The sequence below is a fragment of the Streptomyces sp. NPDC002580 genome (assembly GCF_042889485.1).
GTDB lineage: Bacteria > Actinomycetota > Actinomycetes > Streptomycetales > Streptomycetaceae > Streptomyces.
Map to the genome: position 1 here is coordinate 1086071 of NZ_JBIAQZ010000001.1, position 21436 is coordinate 1107506.

A 21436-nucleotide genomic window follows, 5' to 3' on the forward strand; every position below is an offset into this window, starting at 1 on the left:
CCCCGGGGCGGTGTCCGCGTCGGTGCCGGTGTCCGTGGCGGTTGCCTGCCCGGCCCTGATCTCGGTCCCGATCTCGGCCCCGGACTCGGCTCGGGTCTCGGACCCGGGACCGGAGGTACCGGTCCGCGCGTCGTCGGTGTCCTGTCCCTCGGCGGTCCCCGTGGTGTCGCCCGGCGCCGTCGATACGACGACGGCGCCCTCGGGAGCGTCGCCGCACACCGCCAAGACGGTGGTGCCGGATTCGGCGAGAGAGGCCAACAGCGCCCATACGTCGGCCCGTTCGACGTCCGACAGCTTGAGGTCGGTGTCGTCGACGCCGAGCAGCTTCGGACGCCCGGTCAGGGCCAGCGCGAGGGACAGCCGCAGCGCTTCGAGCCGCTCCAGATCGCGTACGGAGGTCCGCAGCCCCTTGGGCAGCGTCTTCGGGTCGAGCCCGGCGGCCGCCAGCGCGGAGCCGATCCGCGCCTCGGTCGCGCTCGTCCGTTCGCCTCGCGGTCGCAGCAGCTCGCGCAGCGAACCACCGAACCGCCGCTGCAGCAGCGCCCGTTCCCGCAGGTGCTCCCCGACGGTCAGGGCGGGGTCGAGGTCCGTGACGCCGGGCACGTGGGCGAGAGCGCTCACCCGGCGCACCGCGGCCATCCGCTTCGGCAGCCTCGACGGACCCACGGCCGCCGTCCCCTCGGTGGCCTTCATCCGGCCCGTGAGCGCGAGCAGCAGGCAGGTGCGGCCCGACCCCGAAGGCCCCTCGATCGCGATGAGCGATCCGGGCTCCGCGTCGAGGCTGATCCCCCGGAACGCCCAGCCACGGGGCCCCCTGAGCCCGAAGTCCTCGGCCGTGACGCCCAGTCCGTGTGGACCGTCCACTGATTCCCCATCCCCTGACACATCGCATGACATCGCACTGTTTTTGAACTGACTGGTCAGTGCAAAAACTATCTCGAACCTTCGTTTGAAGCAAAAGCCCAGGTCGGAACGGATTGTCAGTGGCATACCGCACGATGGGCACATACGGCCACAGTGCCGTCACACGACGACAGGAGGTTCGTCATGGCCAACTCGTCCGCAGCCGCCGCCCGTCGGCGCCGCGCCACCGGCCCTGCCCCCTCACTGACCGGCCCGGCGGGCGACGTCCACCCCGTGCTCCGTCGCGCCACGGCCCCACCCGCCGCCCTCGACCTGCTCTCCCAGGCCCGCGCCGGACTCGACGAGGCGACGGTGCTGGAAACCTCCAACGAGCGTTACGCGACGGCCCACTTGGCCGCACTGCGCACCGCCGCCGCCGTCCTCGCCGCACGCGGCCGCCCGGAGCCCACCACCCGACGCCGGGCCCGCATCCGCAGCGCCTGGGAGGTGCTGCCGGAGATAGCGCCCGAACTGACCGAGTGGAGCGCGTTGTTCGCCTCCGGGGCCACCCGGCGTGCCCGCGCGGAGGCGGGCATCCAGGGTGCGGCCACCATCCGCGACGCCGACGACCTCATCCGCGACGTCGCCATGTTCCTGCGCCTCGTCGAGCGGATGCTGGTGCTCCAACCCGTGCTTCCTCAGCCGCACCAGGACGACGGCGGCGGCCGGGACGAGGCGCGGGACCGGAGCGCTGACCGCGACCGGGGCGGTGACCGCGACCTGACGGACAGGGGGATTCCGGACGCGGGGTGACCACGGCGGTCCGTGTCCGGGCCGGGGTCCCGTCCCGCCCGGCGCACGTGAGACGGGGGATCGTCCACGGCGGTGGAGGCAATAGGGTGGAAGCGCCCGCCGCCTCCCCGCCGGAAGGCGGCGAAGATCGCTCCGCCGTACCAGAGGCGGTGCCGCGCCGAGGAGTCAACTGCCGTGTCGGACCCGATGCGCCCCCGCGCTTCTCTCCGTACCGCCGTGGTCTGGGAGGTCCTCAAGGACGCCCTGGACCGCCGGGTCAAGGCCGCCGGCCGGGAGTCGCTCGACGTACTGGACACGGGTGGCGGCAGCGGCAACTTCGCCGTGCCCGTCGCCCGCCTCGGCCACCGGGTCACCGTCGTCGACCCCAGCCCGAACGCGCTGTTCGCGCTGGAGCGTCGCGCCGCCGAGGCCGGCGTCGCCGACCGCGTGCAGGGTGTCCAGGGTGACGCGCACGGTCTCTTCGACGTGGTCGAGCGCGGCGGCTACGACGCCGTGCTGTGCCACGGCGTCCTGGAGTACGTCGACGACCCGGCCGAGGGCGTCCGCAACGTGGTGGACGCGCTGCGCCCCGAGGGGGTGCTCAGCCTCCTCGCGGCCGGGCTGGGCGGAGCCGTGCTGGCCCGCGCGCTGGCCGGGCACTTCACGGAGGCCCGGCACGCGCTCGACGACCCGGACGGACGCTGGGGTGAGGGTGATCCCGTTCCGCACCGGTTCACTGCGGAGCAGCTCACCTCCCTGGTCGCGGGAGCGGGCCTGAGTGTCGGCGCGGTGCACGGAGTGCGGGTCTTCGCGGACCTGGTGCCGGGGGTCCTGGTCGACACCGAGCCGGGCGCCCTGGACGCCCTGCTGAAGCTGGAGGCGGCGGTGGCCGAACTCGCCGCGTTCCACTCCGTGGCCACGCAGCTCCATGTGCTGGGTGAGGCTCCGGGGGCCGCCGAGAGCTGAGCTGCCCCTGCGGTGCGGCGCTGATCAGGGGCTTGGCGGCGGATGGAGTACGCCACAGACCACCCGATCGAGTGCTCGGCGCCGTATGATCGATGCAGACCGTCCGGCATGACGGACCGTTCGCTGGGGAATGCACGCCTCAGCGCATCGGGGTGCCATGGCGGGTTCCGGTTGGCGAATTGGCGTAGAGGGGCGGGTTTCACGGGGGCGATTCCCTGCCTATCCTGAAGGGACCCCCGGTCGCCCCGGCGACTGCACGATGAGGAGGACTCCGTGCCGCTCTCGGAGCACGAGCAGCGAATGCTCGAGCAGATGGAGCGAGCGCTGTACGCCGAAGATCCCAAGTTCGCGACAGCGCTTGAGGGAAGCGGGCTGCGTACGTACACCCGGCGACGGGTTTACCAGGCGGTCGCGGGCTTCCTGGTGGGTATCGCGCTCCTCATGGCTGGAATGGTCGCAGTTCAGATCTGGCTGAGCGTGGTGGGCTTCCTGGTCATGCTGAGCTGTGCGGTGCTCGCCGTGACCGGTTGGCGCAAGGCTCCCAAGCCGGGTGAACAGCCGGCCGCTTCCGGCTCACCCGCCGGCCGCAGGCAGCAGGGCCGACAACACCGTTCCGTGATGGACCGGATCGAACAGCGCTGGCAGCGTCGCCGCGACGAACAAGGCGGCAACTGAGCCTCCGGCGTCGCAGCCGCAGACATACGCGTGAGGGGCGTCCACCCGGGTCCGGGTGGACGCCCCTCACGCGTATGTACGTACGGGCGGCCGACGATTCCCGTCGTGGGCCCGGGCCCTGGAAGGACACCGACGGGGTGCCCGCCCGGAGACGTGATCAGCGCCGGGGAATTCTCGGCCGCCGCCGACAGACCCACCCTCGTCGACCGTGGCCCCGCTGCCGCTGCCGCTGCCGCTGCCGCTCTGGGATCGGACGGCCGTAGACCCGCCGTCGGCATTGGACGGCCGTGAACCAGCCGCCGGCCTCAGTCCGCCGTAGCCCCCGTCGGCGACTGTCGGCGGGGCGCCTGCCGTGGGCGGGTGGACCTCGTCCCCGCCCCGGCCGCCCCCGGACCGCGGCGGTCGTACCGTTCCGCGGTCCGGCGAGGCGGCCGGTGTCGGTCAGCTGTTCTGGTTCGACGGGCGGTGGAGCAGGATCTCCCAGCGGGCCGAAACACGCGTGCCGAGGGTGGTCCAGGCCGCCGAGGCCGCCCACATCACCCGGACGGCCGAACGGGGGGCGAGGAGCGCACGCAGTCGGGCGGGACGGCTCGCGGAGGCCCGGAGCGCCTCCTCGATCCGGCGCGCGTCGTTCGCGAGGCCCGCCATCGGCAGGGGGCGCGGAGCGTAGAGAACCTGCTCCACGGCTGCCGCCAGCCGGTGCACGGAGGCCGTGGCCTCCGGACCGAGCTCCCCGATCCTCACGATCCGCTCGGCGGCCTTCCGCGGTGTCTGGGACTTCTCCGGCGTGATCCCGAAGTCCCACGCCGAGTCGGTCACCTCCTGCCAGGCCCCCAGCGTGTACGCCGCCACATCCGCCTCGGTGCGGCCGTGGCCACCGAGCCGGACCTTTCGCGTCCGTAGCCGCCACAGCATGGGCGTCAGCGGCAGGAGCAGGAGCAGGAGCCCGGCCAGCACCAGCCAGAACCCGAGGAAGAAGTCCCAGAACCCGGGCCCGCCGCCCCCGCCGGCGGCGATCTCCGAGGACTCGCTCGGGCACGCCTCCAGCTTCCGCATCTGCGGCGTGCAGCTCGTGCTCGCGGACGGCTCGGCGGAGGGCGCCGTGGACGTCGAGACCGTCGGCTTCGGTACGGCGGGGACGGCGTCGCCCGGCGTGACCGTCCGGGTGTAGGCCGGCGCCGTGCCCCGGCTCGGGGTGGGCTCGAAGCGGGTCCAGCCCACGCCCTCGAAGTACAGCTCGGGCCAGGCGTGCGCGTCCCGCAGCCCCACCGCCATCGAACCGTCCGCCCGCAGCGTCCCGGGCGTGAAACCGACCGCCACGCGGGCCGGTATGCCCAGCGTCCGCGCCATCGAGGCCATCGCGAAGGCGAAGTGGACGCAGAAGCCCTCCTTCTCCCTCAGGAAGTTCGCGATCGCCGCCGAGCCGCTGCCGGTCTGCACCTGGGTGTCGTAGCGGAATCTGCCGCTGGTGGCGAAGTAGTCCTGGAGCTTGACGGCCTGCTCGTAGTGGTTGGCCGCGCCCGCGGTGACCTTGCGGGCCGTGTTCTCCACCAGCGCGGGCAGCGAGTCCGGAATCCTGGTGAACTCCCGCTTCATCGCGGGCGAGGCCTCCGGGGCCTCCGCCAGCTGTTCCGCCGTCGGCTGCAGCATCAGGCTCGTGACCTGGTACCGCACCCCGCGGGTGGTCTGGCCGTGGTCCCCGACGAGGCTGCGCCCCACGGGCTCGTACCGCCAGTTGCCGTTGACGTCGACCTCGCTGGCCGGGTACGGCATCGGCAGCCAGTTCTGCTTGTACCAGTCGGCGGCCGAGATGCGGGTCTGGATCGAGGCGCGCTTGACCTGGGCTCCGAGACCGATCGGCGCCGGGAACGACGGCGGGACGTCCTCGATGCGGCGCTGGGCCGGCGTCCAGGCCGTGCCGTCGAAGTTGTCCAGCGAGACGATCCGCAGATACAGGTCCTGCGTCTGGGCGGTGTTGGTGCGGTACGTGATGACCGTGCGGTCCTCGTCCACGTTCAGACTCGAACGGAGGGCGACCACCGGATTGATCGCGGCGATCGTGCCGCCGTCCCCGGAGCCGTTGCCCACGCCTCGTCCCGCGCTGTCCAGCAGGCCGCCGTCGAGCGCGGGCAGGACGTACGGGACCAGCACGGCGACGCTCAGCACGATCGCGCCGATGGTGGGGCCGGTCCGGATGGACGTGGCGTTGCCGCCCGTGAGATCGGAGCCGCTCGGACGGGGTGCCCCGCCGAAGACGCGGCCCCACTGGGAGAGCCGGTCCCGGCCCTCGGCCAGCAGCAGCCCCAGATAGCCGACGGCCGCGAGCAGGAACCACGGCCAGGTCACCGCGTCCTCGGAGAGTCCCGCGGCGACCGAGTACAGCGCGAGCAGCGGAAGGCCGGCGGGGGCGGCGTTGCGGTAGGTCACCGCGAGCGCGTCCACCGCGAGTCCGATCACCAGGACGCCGCCGACCATCATCAGCCGGATCCCGTCCGACAGCGGGGCCGGGATCGAGTACCTGCCGACGTCGTCGGCGCCCGCCTGGAGCAGTGTCGCGAAGTGCTGGAAGGCCTCCGGGCCGGGGACGATTCCGGCGACGGCCTGCTGCCGGGCGAAGAGCAGCGTCAGCAGCATCAGCGTCACCAGCGCCTGTGATGCCACGGTCAGCGGCCGGGCCAGCGGAACCCGCCGGGTCAGCGCGCCCACACCGGCCTGCACGGCCAGCAGGAGCGTCGACTGGAGGATCCAGGTCGCCGGGCTCACCAGTGAGAACATGGCGAAGGACGTGAGCAGCGTGGCCGCCGTCGCGCACAGTGTCAGTCGGGCCCGCCCGCTCATACGCCGCCCCCCGCGGTGGTTCCTGTCGACGCCACGTGCGTGCGCTGACGGTCGGCCTCACGCCACAGCTCGGCGACCGACGCCCCCCGCGGCACCGTCACGGCCGTCCAGCCCGCCTCGCGCAGCATCCGCAGCCGGTCCGTGCTCCTGTCCAACGGGCCGGGGACCTCGGTCGGTTCCCGCACCCAGGACTCGCTGTCCAGCAGAAAGGCGATGGCCCCGCCGCTGCGCTGGCGCATCTTGCCGAGCACCGTCGCCTGCTCCTCGTCGAGATCGCCGAGGAAGGCGATCAGCAGTCCTTCGTTGCCGCCGCGGAGCACGTCGTACGCCGGGGACAGGCCCGTGCCGTCCGAGTGGTCGATGACGGCGAGCGTGTCCATCATCATCCCGGCGGCGTCCGCCGACTCCTGGCTGGCGCCCGCGAACCCGTCGGCGCCCTCGCCGGGCACCGAGTTGCCGGTGTCCGTCAGGAGGCGGACCGAGAAGCCCCGTTCGAGCATGTGCACCAGGACCGACGCCGTGCCCGAGACGGCCCACTCGAAGGCCGAGTCGGGGCCGGCGCCCTGGAACGCGACGCCCCGGGTGTCCAGCAGCACCGTGCAGCGGGAACGCTGCGGCTGCTCCTCGCGGCGGACCATCAGCTCGCCGTAGCGGGCGGTCAGCCGCCAGTGCACGCGCCGCAGGTCGTCGCCGTGGCGGTAGCCGCGCGGAATGATGTCGTCCTCGCCGGCCAGGGCCAGCGAGCGGTGCCGCCCGTCGCCGTACCCCTTCGCCTCGCCGGTCAGCCGCACCGGAGGCAGGGCCTCCACACGCGGGATGACCGTCAGGGTGTCGTACGTGGAGAAGGACCGGGTCAGCTCGCACATGCCGAACGGGTCGGTCAGCCGCAGCTGGAGGGGGCCCAGCGGGTAACGGCCGCGCAGGTCCGAACGCACCCGGTAGGACACCTCGCGGCGCCCGCCCGCCTCGACCCGGTTCAGGACGAACCGGGGGCGCGGGCCGAGCACGTACGGCACCCGGTCCTGGAGCATCAGCAGACCGGTGGGCAGCCGCGAGATGTTGTCCATGCGCAGATGGACGCGGGCCTCGGAGCCGGCCGGCACGCGCCCCGGGGAGAGCCGGCGGCTGCCCGCGACCCGGTAGCGGGTGCGGTACAGCACGGTCGCGCAGACCAGGGGCAGGACCGCGAGGAGCAGTCCGACCCGGCGCAGATCGCTCTGCCCCAGGACGTACGCGCAGATCGTGGCGGCCACCCCGGCGGCCAGGAAGGAGCGGCCGCGCGTGGTGAGCCCGGCGAGCGCGGTGCGCAGCCCGCCCTTGTCCTGCTCGGCGGTGTGCTCCGTGCCCGCTTGCGTCATCACAGCCTCCGGGGCGGCTGCTGACCGTACGCGGGCGCGCCCCGGCCCATGGAGAAGCCGGGCTGCTGCTGGGGAGCGGCCGGCACCGGGGTGCGCTGGAGGATCTCCTGGACGACCTGCTCGGCCGTGCGGCGGTTCAACTGGGCCTGGGCGGTGGGCAGCAGGCGGTGGGCCAGGACCGCGACGGCGAGCTCCTGCACGTCGTCCGGCAGCGCGAAGTCCCGGCCGCTGAGAGCGGCGGACGCCTTCGCCGCGCGCAGCAGGTGCAGCGTGGCACGCGGCGAGGCGCCGAGTCTGAGGTCGGGGTGGGTGCGCGTGGCCGCCACCAGTTCCACCGCGTAACGCCGTACCGGGTCGGCGACGTGGACCGTGCGGACCGCGTCGATCAGCTTCACGATGTCGTGGGCGTGGGCGACCGGCTGGAGGTCGTCCAGCGGGTTCACCCCGCCGTGGACGTCCAGCATCTGCAGTTCGGCCTCCGCGCTGGGGTAGCCGATGGAGACGCGGGCCATGAACCGGTCGCGCTGGGCCTCCGGCAGCGGGTAGGTGCCCTCCATCTCGACCGGGTTCTGGGTGGCCACCACCATGAACGGGCTGGGCAGCTCGTAGGTCTGCCCGTCGATGGTGACCTGCCGCTCCTCCATCGACTCCAGGAGCGCGGACTGCGTCTTCGGCGAGGCGCGGTTGATCTCGTCGCCGATCACGATCTGCGCGAAGATCGCGCCCGGCTTGAACTCGAAGTCCCGGCGCTGCTGGTCCCAGATGGAGACACCGGTGATGTCCGAGGGCAGCAGGTCGGGCGTGAACTGGATACGCCGCACCGAACAGTCGATGGACCGTGCCAGCGCCTTGGCCAGCATGGTCTTGCCGACGCCCGGGACATCCTCGATCAGAAGATGCCCCTCGGCGAGCAGCACGGTCAGCGAAAGCCGTACGACCTCAGGCTTGCCCTCGATCACTCCTTCCACCGAACTGCGGACACGCTCCGCAGTGGCGGTCAGATCTGTAAGGCTCGCTCGATCGTCATAGGTCGTCACCCGGCCCTCCTCGGCCCGTTCGGGCCGACGCCCTGTGCGGACCGGCCCACCCCGAAACACGGGCACCACGCGCGAAAGGTTCCGCGTGACGCCACCCCCGCATTCTTGTTGCCGTTACCGGTTCGTGTCACTCGCCTGTGGATAACTGGCCGCGACATGTCAGGTTTTACGGCCTTTTGGGCAGCGGGCGGCCGGGGCTTTTTGGTGAGGAGAGCGTCCCACGAGCCCGCGAGGCTCGGCGACCGGGGGGTTCGGAGCCGCCGGTCAGGAGGGGTCGATCTCCCGCAGCAGGCCGGTCGTGACGTCGAAGACGAAGCCGCGGATGTCGTCGGTGTGCACCAGGAAGGGGGAGGTGCGCACGCGCTGCATCGACTGCCGTACGTCCTGTTCGACGTCCCGGAAGGCCTCGACCGCCCAGGCCGGGCGCTGGCCGACCTCCATCTCCAGGTCGTGCCGGAAGTCCTCGGTGAGGGACTCCAGGCCGCAGCCGGTGTGGTGGATGAGGACCACGCTGCGGGTGCCGAGCGCCCGCTGGCTGATGGTGAGGGAACGGATCACGTCGTCGGTGACGACGCCGCCCGCGTTGCGGATGGTGTGGCAGTCACCCAGTTCGAGGCCGAGCGCGGCGTGCAGGTCGAGCCGGGCGTCCATGCACGCGACCACCGCGACCTGGAGCACGGGGCGGGCGTCCATCCCGGGGTCGGCGAAGACGGCGGCGTATTTCCGGTTCGCGTCGACGAGACGGTCCGTGACCGTCTGCTCCGCCGCTATGGCGCCTTCGGGTTCGGTGGGAACGGATGCGGAAGTCGTCATAGCCATGACGTTACTGGTCACGTATCAAGTGGTCCTGCTGTGAGAAGGGACAAAAAACGGCATCGCGGCTTGTTGTGAGCTAATCCACACGGGCGGTGACGACGTGCCCCTTCGGGTGATTCTTTCGGATCCGCGGCTTCGCTCCGAGCGGTGTCCGCGACGCGCATGCCGGTTGATTGACCGCGAGACACCGTGGACTAAAGTGACGCGAAGCGGGAGGCGAGGCTCCCCCCGCTGAATTTTTTCCACCTGGAGCCCCGGCGACTTTCCGGAGTTTCCCCGCGTGCGCGGCGCGTACGTACGGCTCGGCCTCCTCCCGCTCCCGGTCGGCTGACGCCACTCATCCGGCGCCAGCAGGCCTCCCCTTCCCGAGCGGGTGGGGACCCGGCGGTGCGTTCGGCCGCGCCGGACCTGAGAGGGCCCGGAATGCAAGGGCGCGAAGCGCTTCCTGACGAGGCCGGCAGCGGGCGACCGGAAGGCCGGGACCGGCACGTCCCCGTCATGCTCCACCGGTGCCTGGACATGCTCGCCCCCGCCCTCGCCGAGCCGGGAGCCGTCGTCGTCGACTGCACGCTCGGGCTCGGCGGTCACAGCGAGGCACTGCTCACCCGGTTCCCCGAAGCACGCCTTGTCGCCCTGGACCGGGACAAGGAGGCGCTGCGCCTCTCCGGGGAGCGGCTCGCCCCCTTCGGCGACCGCGCCACCCTCGTGCACGCCGTCTACGACGAACTCCCCGACGTGCTCGACCGCCTGGACATCCCGCGCGTCCAGGGCGTCCTGTTCGACCTCGGCGTCTCCTCCATGCAGCTCGACGAGGCGGACCGGGGGTTCGCGTACGCGCAGGACGCCCCCCTCGACATGCGCATGGACCAGAGCACCGGCATGAGCGCGGCCGAGGTGCTCAACACCTACCCGCCGGGCGAACTGGTGCGGATCCTGCGGGCGTACGGCGAGGAGAAGCAGGCCAAGCGCATCGTCTCCGCGGTCGTGCGCGAGCGGGACAGGGAACCCTTCACCAACAGCGCGCGGCTCGTCGAACTCATCCGCGACGCGCTGCCCCAGGCGGCCAAGCGCACCGGCGGCAACCCCGCCAAGCGCACCTTCCAGGCGCTGCGCATCGAGGTCAACGGTGAACTGAGCGTCCTGGAACGGGCGGTACCCGCGGCGGTGAAGACCCTCGCCGTCGGCGGCCGTGTCGCCGTGCTGTCCTATCACTCGCTGGAGGACCGGCTGGTCAAGCAGGTGTTCGCGGCCGGCGCCGCCACCACCGCGCCCCCCGGACTGCCGGTCGTGCCCGAGCGCTACCAGCCCCGGCTCAAGCTCCTCACCCGTGGTGCCGAACTTCCCACGGAGGAAGAGGTCGCCGAGAACCGGCGAGCGGCCCCCGCCCGGCTGCGGGGGGCGCAGCGCATCCGTGAGGACGTCGCCGAGTGAGGCGCGGGGAGGAGGAGGGCGCGTGAGCCGCCGACCCGAACTCAGCGGGCGGGCCGCCCGGCTCGCGCGGCTCCTTCCCGGGGCCGGACAGGCCGCCCGCACCCCCTTCGTCCTCCTGGTCGTCCTCCTCCTCGGCGGCGGCCTCATCGGGCTCCTCGTGCTGAACTCGGCGCTCAGCGAAGGGGCGTTCCGCCTCGACGACCTCCAGAAGGACACCAAGAGCCTGACCGACGAGGAACAGGCGCTCCAGCGGGACGTGGACGCCTACTCCGCGCCCGACGCCCTCCAGCGCCGCGCCCGTGAACTCGGCATGGTCCCCGGCGGCGACCCGGCCTTCCTCGATCCCGACGGCACGGTCAAGGGCGTCCCCGGAACCGCCGGGCGGACCGCCGCGCGGACCCCGGCGATCCGCCCGCCGGAAGTCCTCGCCCCGGCCCCGCCCAGGTCCCCGGCCGCGACCCCGACAGCGGCCGCGACCCTGCGGCAGCCGTCCGGTGGCACGCCCGCCACCGGGACCCCGGCCCCCTCCACGCAGCCCTCCACGACTCCCGGCAGGTGACGGAAGTGTCCGACAGGGAACCGCCGCGCCGCAGGGTGCCCGGCCCCGCCCGGCCCGCACGCCCCGGAGGCGGGCCCCGCCCGGGCCCGGGCGGCCGGCCCGTGCGCCGCCCGGCCGCCGCCCGCTCCCAGGGCCCGCGCGTCATCCGGCTCGGCAGTCCGCGCCCCCGCCTGCGCATGGTCAGCCTCGCGCTGACGCTGGTGATGCTCGCGTTCGTCGTACGGCTGCTCCAGGTGCAGGCCGTGGACGCGAGCACCTACGCGGCGAAGGCCGAGCAGAACCGGTACGTCGGACGCACCCTGGCCGCCGAGCGCGGCGGGATCACCGACCGCGACGGCGTCGAACTCGCGACGAGCGTGGACGCGTACGACATCACCGCGGACCCGACGATGTTCACGCGCAAGGCCACCGAGGTGGGGGACGCTCCCGAACAGGCCGCGGCGCTCCTCGGCCCGATCATCGGCCAGGACGTGGACACCGTCGCCAAGAAGCTGCGGACCGAGGGCACCCGCTACACGCTCCTCGCGCACCGCCGCACCCCCCAGGTCTGGCAGCAGATCAAGGACCTGAAGCGCACGCTCGCGACCAAGTCGGAGACCGACAGCGGCACGGTCAACGTCCTCGCGGGCGTCCTCGCCGTCCCGGCCAGCAAACGCGTGTATCCGAACGGCGATCTCGCCGCCGGGATACTGGGCTGGGTCAACGCCGACGGCAAGGGCGGCGGCGGCGTCGAGCAGCAGCTGGACAAGCAGCTCACCGGCAAGGACGGCAAGATCCGCTACGCCCAGTCCGGCGGCCGTCAGGTGCCGACCGTGGGCTCCACCGAGACCCCGGCCGTGCCCGGCTCCGACGTCGAGCTGACCATCGACCGGGACATCCAGTGGGCCGCCCAGGACGCCATCACCGAGCAGGTGGAGAAGTCCAGGGCCGACCGCGGCTACGTGATAGTGCAGGACACCCGGACCGGCCAGGTCCTCGCCATGGCCAACTCGCCCGGCTTCGACCCCAACGACCTCACCCAGGCCAACGCGGCGGCCATGGGCAACGCGGCCCTCCAGGACGCGTACGAGCCCGGCTCCACCGCCAAGCTGATGTCCATGGCCGCGGTGCTCCAGGAGAACGTGGCCACGGCCGGCACCCACGTCGTCGTGCCGAACCGGCTGCACCGCGGCGACCGGCTCTTCCAGGACGACATCGACCACAAGACCTGGTACCTCACCCTCAACGGGGTGCTCGCCAAGTCCAGCAACATCGGCACCATCCTGGCGACCGGCCAGCTCGGCAAGACCCAGAAGCAGGCGAACCGGGTCCTCTACTCGTACCTGCGCAAGTTCGGCATCGGCAGTCACACCGGGCTGGGCTTCCCCGGGGAGACCGCGGGCATCCTCGCGCCCCCGGACAAATGGTCGACCTCGCAGCAGTACACGATTCCCTTCGGCCAGGGCGTGTCCATCAACGCGATGCAGGCGGCCTCCGTCTACTCGACGATCGCCAACGGGGGCGTCCGGATCGAGCCGACCCTGGTGCGCGGCACGAAGGGGCCCGACGGCCGCTTCACCCCCGCCGCCGAACCACGGAAGACCCGGGTCGTGAGCGCGAAGACGGCGAAGACGCTCGCCCAGATGCTGGAGTCCGTGGTGGACGACGAGCAGGGCACCGGCGCCAAGGCGCGCATCCCCGGCTACCGGGTCGCGGGCAAGACGGGTACGGCCAACCGCGTGGATCCGGCCACCGGCAAGTACCACGGCTACACCTCGTCGTTCGCCGGGTTCGCCCCCGCCGACAAACCGCGGATCACCGTCTACTGCGCGATCCAGAACGCCACGAAGGGCAACTACTTCGGCGGCCAGATCTGCGGACCCGTCTACAAACAGGTGATGGAGTTCGCCCTGAAGACCCTCCAGGTCCCGCCCACCGGCGCCGGCGCCGCCCGGCTTCCCGTCGAGTACAAGCCGTGACCGCCGCCGACCGTACGCCCTGATCAGCCCCCACGCACAACGGACCAGGAACCACTCGTGACAACGATCCCCCCGGACCCCGGGAACCGTCCCTCCTCGCACACCCCGCCCGCGCCCTCGCTTCGCCCCGGCGGGGGTGCGCCCGGTACGCTCACCGCCGTGCCACAAGCTGATCAGTCCCAAACCACCCAGAAGGGCGCTCCTGTGACATATCCGGGGCCGCCGCGTCCGGTTCACGTCTCCGCCACCCCGCTCGCGGAGCTGGCCGATCAGCTGGGCGCCGAGAGTCCGGCGGGCGACGCCGGGGTCACGGGCATCACCCATGACTCCCGCGCCGTGCGACCCGGTGACGTGTACGCCGCCCTGCCCGGCGCCCGTCTGCACGGCGCCGACTTCGTGACCCAGGCGGCCGGCCTCGGTGCCGTCGCCGTGCTCACCGACCCGACCGGCGCCGAGCGCGCCGCGGCCACCGGTCTGCCGGTCCTCGTCGTCGAGGACCCGCGCGGATCGATGGGCGAGCTGGCGGCCACCATCTACGGCCACCCGGGGCGCGATCTCCTCCAGATCGGCATCACGGGCACCTCCGGCAAGACCACGACGGCCTACCTCGTCGAGGGCGGTCTGAGAACGATCCGCTCCACCGGCCTGATCGGCACGGTCGAGATGCGCATCGGCGACGAGCGCATCAAGTCGGAGCGCACCACGCCCGAGGCCACCGACCTCCAGGCCCTGTTCGCCGTCATGCGCGAACGCGGGGTCGACTCCGTCGCGATGGAGGTCTCCAGCCACGCGCTGGTCCTCGGCCGCGTCGACGGCTGCGTCTTCGACGTCGCCGTCTTCAACAACCTCAGCCCGGAACACATGGAGTTCCACACCGGCATGGAGGACTACTTCCAGGCCAAGGCGCAGCTGTTCACGGCCAGGCGCAGCCGGCTCGGCGTCGTCAACCTCGACGACGAGTACGGCCGTCGGCTCGCGGCGGAGGCCACCGTCCCGGTCGTCACCTTCTCCGCCGAGGGTCACCCGGACGCGGACTGGCGCGCCACGGACGTCGAAGTCGGCCCGATGGACTCGACGTTCACCGCGGTCGGTCCCAAGGGCGAGCGGATCACCGCCCGCTCGCCGCTCGCGGGCCCCTTCAACGTGGCGAACACCCTCGCCGCGATCGTCGCCCTCGCGGTCGCCGGGATCGACCCCCAGGCCGCCGCGGACGGTATCGCCGCCGTCCCCGGGGTCCCGGGCCGGCTGGAGCGGGTCGACGAGGGCCAGCCGTACCTCGCCGTCGTCGACTACGCCCACAAGACGGACGCCGTCGAATCCGTCCTGCGCGCCCTGCGCAAGGTGACGGAGGGCCGGCTGCACGTGGTGCTCGGCTGCGGCGGCGACCGTGACAGGACCAAGCGGATGCCGATGGGCGCGGCCGCGGCCCGGCTCGCCGACACCGCCGTCCTCACCTCCGACAACCCCCGTTCCGAGGACCCGCTGGCGATCCTCGCCACCATGCTCGCGGGCGCCGCCGAGGTGCCGGCGCACGAGCGCGGTGAGGTCCAGGTCTTCGAGGACCGGGCCGCCGCGATCGCCGCCGCCGTCGCTCGCGCAAAGCCGGGCGACACCGTGCTGGTCGCGGGCAAGGGCCACGAGCAGGGGCAGGACATCGCCGGGGTGGTGCGTCCCTTCGACGACCGCCAAGTGCTTCGCGAAGCTATCCAGCAGACCCAGGGATGAACTTGTGATCGCCCTCTCCCTCGCCGAGATCGCAGCAGTCGTCGGCGGGCAGACGTACGACATACCGGATCCGGCGGCGCAGGTCACCGGACCGGTCGTCAGGGACTCCCGTGAAGTGGAGCCCGGCAGCCTCTTCGTCGCCTTCGTCGGCGAACGCGTGGACGGCCACGACTACGCCGAGGCGGTGATCGAGGCCGGTGCGGCCGCCCTCCTGGCGTCCCGCCCCGTCGGCGTGCCCGCCATCGTCGTCGACGACGTGCAGACCGCTCTCGGCGCCCTCGCCCGCCACGTCGTCGAACGGCTCGGCGCGACCCTGGTGGCGCTCACCGGTTCCGCCGGCAAGACCAGCACCAAGGACCTGATCGCCCAGGTGCTGCGGAGCAAGGCGCCGACCGTCTTCACACCCGGCTCCCTCAACAACGAGATCGGGCTGCCGCTCACCGCGCTCAGCGCCACCGAGGAGACGAAGTTCCTCGTGCTGGAGATGGGCGCCCGCGGCGTCGGCCACATCCGCTACCTCACCGGCCTCACCCCGCCGAGGATCGGTCTCGTCCTCAACGTCGGCACCGCCCACATCGGCGAGTTCGGCGGCCGCGAGCAGATCGCGCAAGCAAAGGGCGAGCTCGTGGAGAGTCTCCCCGAGGACGGCGCCGCGATCCTCAACGCCGACGATCCCCTCGTACGCGCGATGGCGTCCCGTACCAAGGCACGCGTGATCCTCTTCGGAGAGTCCGACGAAGCGGACGTACGGGCCGAGAACGTCCGGCTCACGGACGGCGGACAGCCCGCCTTCAGCCTTCGCACACCCTCCGGGTGCAGCGATGTGACCATGCGCCTGTACGGTGAGCACCACGTGTCGAACGCGCTCGCCGCGGCCGCCGTCGCCCATGAGCTGGGCATGTCCGCAGACGAGATCGCCCGCGCGCTCTCCGAGGCGGGCACCCTCTCCCGCTGGCGCATGGAGGTCACCGAGCGTCCGGACGGCGTGACGGTCGTCAACGACGCCTACAACGCGAACCCCGAGTCCATGCGAGCCGCTCTGCGCGCGCTCGTGTCGATGGGCAAGGGGCGTCGTACGTGGGCGGTGCTCGGTCAGATGGCCGAGCTCGGGGACGAGGCGCTCGCCGAGCACGACGCGGTCGGACGGCTTGCCGTCCGGCTCAATGTCGGCAAGCTCGTCGCGGTCGGGGGCAGGGAAGCGTCCTGGCTGCAACTGGGCGCATATAACGAGGGTTCGTGGGGTGAGGAGTCGGTGCACGTGTCCGACGCACAGGCGGCTGTCGACCTGTTGCGCAGTGAGCTGCGCCCAGGGGACGTCGTGCTCGTGAAGGCGTCCAGGTCCGTCGGGCTGGAACGGGTGGCGCTCGCGCTGCTCGCCGACGGTACCGAGGGTGAGGTTTCCGGCCGATGATGAAGCAGATCCTCTTCTCGGGAGTCCTCGGTCTGTTCCTGACCCTGGCCGGCACTCCGCTGCTGATCAAGCTGCTGGCCCGCAAGGGCTACGGCCAGTACATCCGCGACGACGGCCCGCGGGAGCACGCCAGCAAGCGCGGTACGCCCACCATGGGTGGTATCGCCTTCATCCTGGCGACGATCGCCGCGTACTTCCTGAGCAAGCTCATCACCGGCTACCCGCCGACCTACTCGGGTCTGCTGGTCCTCGGCCTCATGTTCGGCATGGGCGTGGTCGGCTTCCTCGACGACTACATCAAGATCGTCAAGAGGCGTTCGCTCGGTCTGCGGGCCAAGGCGAAGATGGCCGGCCAGCTGATCGTCGGCATCGGCTTCGCGGTGCTGGCCCTGATGTTCCCCGACAACCGGGGCAACACCCCGGCCTCCACGAAGCTGTCGTTCATCACCGACTTCGGCTGGAAGATCGGCCCGGTGCTCTTCGTGCTCTGGGCGCTGTTCATGATCCTCGCGATGTCGAACGGCGTGAACCTGACCGACGGTCTGGACGGCCTCGCCACCGGCGCCTCCGTCCTCGTCTTCGGCGCCTACACGTTCATCGGCGTCTGGCAGTTCCAGGAGTCCTGCGCCAACGCGACGACCCTGACCAACCCGGGCGCCTGCTACGAGGTGCGCGATCCGCTCGACCTGGCCGTGGTGGCCTCCGCCCTGATGGGCGCCTGCCTCGGCTTCCTGTGGTGGAACACCTCGCCCGCGAAGATCTTCATGGGCGACACCGGTTCGCTCGCCCTCGGCGGTGTCCTCACCGGCCTGGCCATCCTCTCCCGCACGGAGCTGCTGGTGGCCATCATGGGCGGCCTGTTCGTCCTCATCACCATGTCGGTGGTCATCCAGGTCGGCTCCTTCAAGCTGACCGGGAAGCGCGTCTTCCGAATGGCCCCGCTGCAGCACCACTTCGAACTCAAGGGCTGGTCCGAGGTCCTCGTGGTGGTCCGATTCTGGATCATCCAGGGCATCTGCGTGATCGTCGGACTCGGCCTCTTCTACGCAGGATGGGCAGCCAAGAAGTGACCGACTGGCAGGGGAAGCACGTCACCGTCGCCGGTCTCGGCGTCTCGGGAATTCCGGCGGCCAAGGTCCTGCACGGCCTCGGCGCGCTCGTCACGGTCGTCAACGACGGCGACGACGAACGGTCCCGTGCGCAGGCCGCGGATCTGGAGGCGCTCGGTGTCACCGTGCGCCTCGGCGACGGCGCGACCCTGCCCGAGGGCACCGAACTCATCGTGACCGCGCCCGGCTGGCAGCCGGACAAGCCGCTGTTCGCCGCGGCCGCCGCGGCGGGCGTCCCGGTCTGGGGCGACGTCGAACTCGCCTGGCGGCTGCGGGAACTGGACGGCAGGAAGGCCGCGCCCTGGCTCGCGGTCACCGGCACCAACGGCAAGACCACGACCGTCCAGATGCTCGCCTCCATCCTGAGGGCGGCGGGCCTGCGCACGGCGGCCGTCGGCAACATCGGCGTCTCCCTGCTCGACGCGGTCCTCGGCGAGGAGGAGTACGACGTCCTCGCGGTCGAACTCTCCAGCTACCAGCTGCACTGGGCGCCCTCGCTGCGCGCCCACTCCGCCGCCGTGCTGAACCTCGCGCCCGACCACCTCGACTGGCACGGCTCCATGGAGGCGTACGCCGCCGACAAGGGCCGTATCTACGAAGGCAATCGGGTCGCCTGCGTCTACAACGTGGCCGACGGCGCCACCGAGGACCTGGTGCGCGCGGCGGACGTCGAGGAGGGCTGCCGGGCGGTCGGCTTCACCCTCGGGGCTCCCGGCCCGTCCCAACTCGGCGTCGTGGACGGCATCCTGGTCGACCGCGCCTTCGTCGAGAACCGGCAGAAGAACGCCCAGGAGCTGGCGGAGGTCTCCGACGTCCGCCCGCCCGCCCCGCACAACATCGCCAACGCCCTTGCCGCGGCGGCCCTGGCGCGCGCCTTCGGCGTACCCGCGCGGGCCGTACGCGACGGGCTGCGGGACTTCACCCCCGACGCGCACCGCATCGCGCACGTCGCCGATGTGGACCGGGTCGCCTACGTCGACGACTCCAAGGCCACCAACACGCATGCCGCGGAAGCGTCCTTGGCCGCCTACGAGTCCATCGTGTGGATCGCGGGCGGGCTCGCCAAGGGCGCGACCTTCGACGAGCTGGTCGCCAAGTCCGCGAAGAGGCTCAGGGGCGTCGTCCTGATCGGCGCGGACCGCGCGCTGATCCGCGAAGCCCTGGCGCGACACGCCCCGGAGGTACCGGTCGTCGACCTCGACCGGACCGACACTGGGGCGATGCTCGCGGCCGTCCGGGAGGCCGAGCGGCTCGCGGAGCCCGGGGACACGGTGCTGTTGGCCCCGGCCTGCGCGTCCATGGACATGTTCGCCAACTACAACAAGCGCGGTGACGCGTTCGCGGAGGCGGTTCGCGAACTCGGCGCCTGACCCGGTTGCCTGGCCGGGCGACCCTGGGAGGGACGGACGCGTGACATCGCTGTGGCCCGGAGACGCCGATGCCCCCTAGCCGTACCGGCCGGCCGGCCGTGCAACGGGCCGGCCGACGGCCCGCCGCCCGGGTGTCGCGCGACAATCCCGTGCGCCACCTCCTCACCCGTGCCCGCAAGGCCTGGGACCGGCCGCTGACCGCCTACTACCTGATCCTGGGCGGCAGCCTGCTGATCACCGTGCTGGGCCTCGTGATGGTCTACTCGGCCTCGCAGATCACGGCCCTCCAGCTGTCGCTGCCCGGCTCGTACTTCTTCCGCAAGCAGTTCCTCGCCGCCGTGATCGGCGGTGTGCTGATGCTGGTCGCCTCCCGGATGCCGGTGAAGCTGCACCGGGCGCTGGCCTACCCGATGCTGGCGGGCGCCGTCTTCCTGATGGCCCTGGTCCAGGTGCCCGGGATAGGGGTCGCGGTCAACGGCAACCAGAACTGGATCCCGCTGGGCGGCTCGTTCCAGATCCAGCCCAGCGAGTTCGGCAAGCTGGCCCTCGTGCTGTGGGGCGCCGATCTGATGGCCCGCAAACAGGACAAGCGGCTGCTGACCCAGTGGAAGCACATGCTGGTGCCGCTCGTGCCCGTCGCGTTCATGCTGCTCGGCCTGATCATGCTCGGCGGCGACATGGGCACGGCCATCATCCTCACGGCGATCCTGTTCGGGCTGCTGTGGCTGGCGGGAGCGCCCACACGGCTGTTCGTGGGCGTCCTGTCCGTCGCCCTGGCGATCGGCTTCACCCTCATCAAGACGAGCCCCAACCGGATGTCCAGGCTCGCCTGCATCGGCGCCACCGAGCCGGGACCGCACGACACCTGCTGGCAGGCCGTGCACGGCATCTACGCCCTGGCCTCCGGTGGGCTGTTCGGTTCGGGCCTCGGCGCGAGTGTGGAGAAATGGGGTCAACTGCCCGAAGCGCACACCGACTTCATCTTCGCCATCACCGGGGAGGAACTGGGCCTCGCGGGGACGCTGTCGGTGCTCGCCCTCTTCGCGGCTCTAGGCTATGCGGGTATCCGCGTGGCCGGACGTACGGAGGACCCCTTCGTGAGGTATGCCGCGGGAGGCGTGACCACCTGGATCACGGCCCAGGCCGTGATCAACATCGGTGCGGTGCTCGGTCTGCTGCCGATCGCCGGTGTCCCGCTCCCGCTGTTCTCCTACGGGGGTTCCGCCCTGCTGCCTGCCATGTTCGCCATCGGGTTGCTGATCGCCTTCGCGCGTGACGACCCCGCTGCGCGGGCGGCACTCGCGATGCGGCAACCCCGCTTTGGCAAGAAGCGGGGTGCGGTGAGAGAGTCCGCAAGGGCCGCGGGGCCCCGGAGATGGAACACGATGCGACGGCGTGCCTCGGCGGCGCGTTCGTCCGGAGAGCGGTGAATTTCGGTGCATGTCGTACTCGCCGGCGGGGGGACCGCCGGCCACATCGAGCCCGCGCTCGCCCTCGCGGATGCCCTGCGCAGGCAGGACCCGACCGTGGGAATCACGGCCCTGGGCACGGAACGCGGACTCGAGACCCGGCTCGTACCCGAGCGCGGCTACGAACTCGCGCTGATCCCCGCGGTTCCGCTGCCGCGCAAGCCCACGCCCGAGCTGATCACCGTCCCGGGACGGCTGCGCGGCACGATCAAGGCCGTCGAGCAGATCATGGAGCGCACCAAGGCGGACGCGGTCGTCGGCTTCGGCGGCTACGTGGCCCTGCCCGGCTACCTGGCCGCCAAGCGCCTCGGCGTGCCGATCATCGTCCACGAGGCCAACGCCCGCCCGGGCCTGGCCAACAAGATCGGATCGCGGTACGCGGCCCAGGTCGCCGTCTCCACGCCCGACAGCAAGCTCCGCGGGGCCCGTTACATCGGTATCCCGCTGCGCCGCTCCATCGCCACCCTCGACCGGGCCGCCGTACGGCCCGAGGCGCGCGCCGCGTTCGGGCTCGACCCGAACCTGCCGACCCTCCTGGTGTCGGGCGGCTCGCAGGGTGCCCGCCGCCTCAACGAGGTGGTCCAGCAGGCCGCTCCGTACCTCCAGCAGGCCGGGATCCAGATCCTGCACGCGGTCGGCCCGAAGAACGAACTGCCGCAGGTGCACCAGATGCCGGGGATGCCCCCGTACATCCCGGTACCGTACGTGGACCGGATGGATCTCGCGTACGCCGCGGCCGACATGATGCTCTGCCGCGCGGGCGCGATGACCGTCGCAGAACTCTCCGCCGTCGGACTGCCCGCCGCCTACGTCCCGCTGCCCATCGGCAACGGCGAACAGCGGCTGAACGCCCAGCCGCTGGTCAAGGCCGGCGGCGGACTGCTGGTCGACGACGCGGAGCTGACCCCGCAGTGGGTGCAGCAGAATGTGCTGCCCGTGCTCGCCGACCCGCACCGGTTGTACGAGATGTCGCGTGCCGCCAGTGAATTCGGCCGCCGGGACGCCGACGACCTGCTCGTCGGGATGGTGTACGAGGCGATCGCCTCGCGCCACCACTAGGACCGCACGAGGGAAGGCAG

At 71.8% G+C, this 21436-nt stretch carries 16 protein-coding genes and 1 pseudogene; 12 read left to right on the forward strand and 5 right to left on the reverse strand.

All coding sequences use genetic code 11. From position 1 onward, the window contains the following. Positions 1–164: 164 nt before the first annotated feature. Positions 165–897: pseudogene (locus ACFYW7_RS04670) on the reverse strand (ATP-binding cassette domain-containing protein); the annotation flags it as partial. 150 nt (positions 898–1047) lie between these two features. On the opposite strand from ACFYW7_RS04670, the gene ACFYW7_RS04675 reads away from it, so the two are divergent. The 3 genes from ACFYW7_RS04675 (at position 1048) to ACFYW7_RS04685 (ending at position 3276) form a co-directional block, all read left to right on the forward strand. Next, on the forward strand, positions 1048–1656 hold the full coding sequence (locus tag ACFYW7_RS04675) for an SAV_6107 family HEPN domain-containing protein (protein ID WP_389497777.1): 609 nt from the start codon (positions 1048–1050) through the stop codon (positions 1654–1656). Between the two features lie 174 nt (positions 1657–1830). After that, positions 1831–2601 (forward strand): methyltransferase, encoded by a 771-nt coding sequence (locus ACFYW7_RS04680; protein ID WP_389497779.1) that lies wholly within the window; start codon positions 1831–1833, stop codon positions 2599–2601. 273 nt (positions 2602–2874) lie between these two features. After that, positions 2875–3276 (forward strand): DUF3040 domain-containing protein, encoded by a 402-nt coding sequence (locus tag ACFYW7_RS04685; protein WP_389497781.1) that lies wholly within the window; start codon positions 2875–2877, stop codon positions 3274–3276. 441 nt (positions 3277–3717) lie between these two features. Here ACFYW7_RS04685 and ACFYW7_RS04690 read toward each other — a convergent pair whose 3' ends face one another. From ACFYW7_RS04690 to ACFYW7_RS04705, 4 genes are all read right to left on the reverse strand, one after another. Further along, a complete protein-coding gene (locus ACFYW7_RS04690; RefSeq protein ID WP_389497783.1) occupies positions 3718–6114 on the reverse strand; it encodes a DUF3488 and DUF4129 domain-containing transglutaminase family protein in 2397 nt (798 codons plus the stop codon). Beyond that, a complete protein-coding gene (locus tag ACFYW7_RS04695) occupies positions 6111–7472 on the reverse strand; it encodes a DUF58 domain-containing protein (RefSeq protein WP_389497785.1) in 1362 nt (453 codons plus the stop codon). The genes ACFYW7_RS04690 and ACFYW7_RS04695 overlap by 4 nt, the downstream gene beginning before the upstream one ends. Next, positions 7472–8509 (reverse strand): AAA family ATPase, encoded by a 1038-nt coding sequence (locus ACFYW7_RS04700; RefSeq protein ID WP_389497788.1) that lies wholly within the window; start codon positions 8507–8509, stop codon positions 7472–7474. Before ACFYW7_RS04700 ends, ACFYW7_RS04695 begins: the two co-directional genes overlap by 1 nt. Before the next feature lie 264 nt (positions 8510–8773). After that, positions 8774–9322, reverse strand: coding sequence for a beta-class carbonic anhydrase (locus ACFYW7_RS04705; RefSeq protein ID WP_389497790.1), 549 nt, complete (start codon positions 9320–9322; stop codon positions 8774–8776). A 426-nt stretch (positions 9323–9748) separates the two neighbouring features. Here ACFYW7_RS04705 and rsmH point away from each other — a divergent pair, with 426 nt between their 5' ends. From rsmH to murG, 9 genes are all read left to right on the forward strand, one after another. Beyond that, the gene (gene rsmH / locus ACFYW7_RS04710; protein ID WP_389497792.1) at positions 9749–10756 is read left to right on the forward strand and encodes a 16S rRNA (cytosine(1402)-N(4))-methyltransferase RsmH; all 1008 of its coding nucleotides are present in this window, start codon (positions 9749–9751) and stop codon (positions 10754–10756) included. 22 nt (positions 10757–10778) lie between these two features. Continuing rightward, entirely contained in the window at positions 10779–11315 is a 537-nt protein-coding gene (locus tag ACFYW7_RS04715; RefSeq protein ID WP_389497794.1) for a septum formation initiator family protein, read from the forward strand. Positions 11316–11320: 5 nt separating this feature from the next. Then, a complete protein-coding gene (locus ACFYW7_RS04720) occupies positions 11321–13273 on the forward strand; it encodes a peptidoglycan D,D-transpeptidase FtsI family protein (RefSeq protein WP_389497796.1) in 1953 nt (650 codons plus the stop codon). A gap of 57 nt (positions 13274–13330) precedes the next feature. Beyond that, the gene (locus ACFYW7_RS04725; RefSeq protein ID WP_389497798.1) at positions 13331–14998 is read left to right on the forward strand and encodes a UDP-N-acetylmuramoyl-L-alanyl-D-glutamate--2,6-diaminopimelate ligase; all 1668 of its coding nucleotides are present in this window, start codon (positions 13331–13333) and stop codon (positions 14996–14998) included. A gap of 4 nt (positions 14999–15002) precedes the next feature. Continuing rightward, positions 15003–16409 (forward strand): UDP-N-acetylmuramoyl-tripeptide--D-alanyl-D-alanine ligase, encoded by a 1407-nt coding sequence (gene murF, locus ACFYW7_RS04730; protein ID WP_389497800.1) that lies wholly within the window; start codon positions 15003–15005, stop codon positions 16407–16409. After that, positions 16406–17479 carry a phospho-N-acetylmuramoyl-pentapeptide-transferase gene (mraY, locus tag ACFYW7_RS04735; RefSeq protein WP_389497802.1) on the forward strand — a complete coding sequence of 358 codons (1074 nt, stop codon included), beginning with the start codon at positions 16406–16408 and terminating at the stop codon, positions 17477–17479. The genes murF and mraY overlap by 4 nt, the downstream gene beginning before the upstream one ends. Next, positions 17461–18888, forward strand: a complete 1428-nt coding sequence (gene murD / locus ACFYW7_RS04740) for a UDP-N-acetylmuramoyl-L-alanine--D-glutamate ligase (protein WP_389497805.1) — start codon at positions 17461–17463, stop codon at positions 18886–18888. Before mraY ends, murD begins: the two co-directional genes overlap by 19 nt. Positions 18889–18956: 68 nt before the next feature. After that, positions 18957–20318: a putative lipid II flippase FtsW gene (ftsW, locus tag ACFYW7_RS04745; RefSeq protein WP_389497808.1), complete on the forward strand. Its 1362-nt coding sequence runs from the start codon at positions 18957–18959 to the stop codon at positions 20316–20318. Between the two features lie 6 nt (positions 20319–20324). Further along, on the forward strand, positions 20325–21416 hold the full coding sequence (gene murG / locus ACFYW7_RS04750; protein WP_389497810.1) for an undecaprenyldiphospho-muramoylpentapeptide beta-N-acetylglucosaminyltransferase: 1092 nt from the start codon (positions 20325–20327) through the stop codon (positions 21414–21416). The last annotated feature ends 20 nt before the right edge of the window (positions 21417–21436 follow it).

Coding starts and splice junctions, on each gene's coding strand:
- ACFYW7_RS04690 (WP_389497783.1), bottom strand. CDS start 6,114: ATGAGCGGGCGGGCCCGACTGACACTGTGCGCGACGGCGGCCACGCTG.
- rsmH (WP_389497792.1), top strand. CDS start 9,749: ATGCAAGGGCGCGAAGCGCTTCCTGACGAGGCCGGCAGCGGGCGACCG.
- ACFYW7_RS04695 (WP_389497785.1), bottom strand. CDS start 7,472: ATGACGCAAGCGGGCACGGAGCACACCGCCGAGCAGGACAAGGGCGGG.
- ACFYW7_RS04705 (WP_389497790.1), bottom strand. CDS start 9,322: ATGACGACTTCCGCATCCGTTCCCACCGAACCCGAAGGCGCCATAGCG.
- ACFYW7_RS04675 (WP_389497777.1), top strand. CDS start 1,048: ATGGCCAACTCGTCCGCAGCCGCCGCCCGTCGGCGCCGCGCCACCGGC.
- murD (WP_389497805.1), top strand. CDS start 17,461: ATGGGCAGCCAAGAAGTGACCGACTGGCAGGGGAAGCACGTCACCGTC.
- ftsW (WP_389497808.1), top strand. CDS start 18,957: ATGCCCCCTAGCCGTACCGGCCGGCCGGCCGTGCAACGGGCCGGCCGA.
- mraY (WP_389497802.1), top strand. CDS start 16,406: ATGATGAAGCAGATCCTCTTCTCGGGAGTCCTCGGTCTGTTCCTGACC.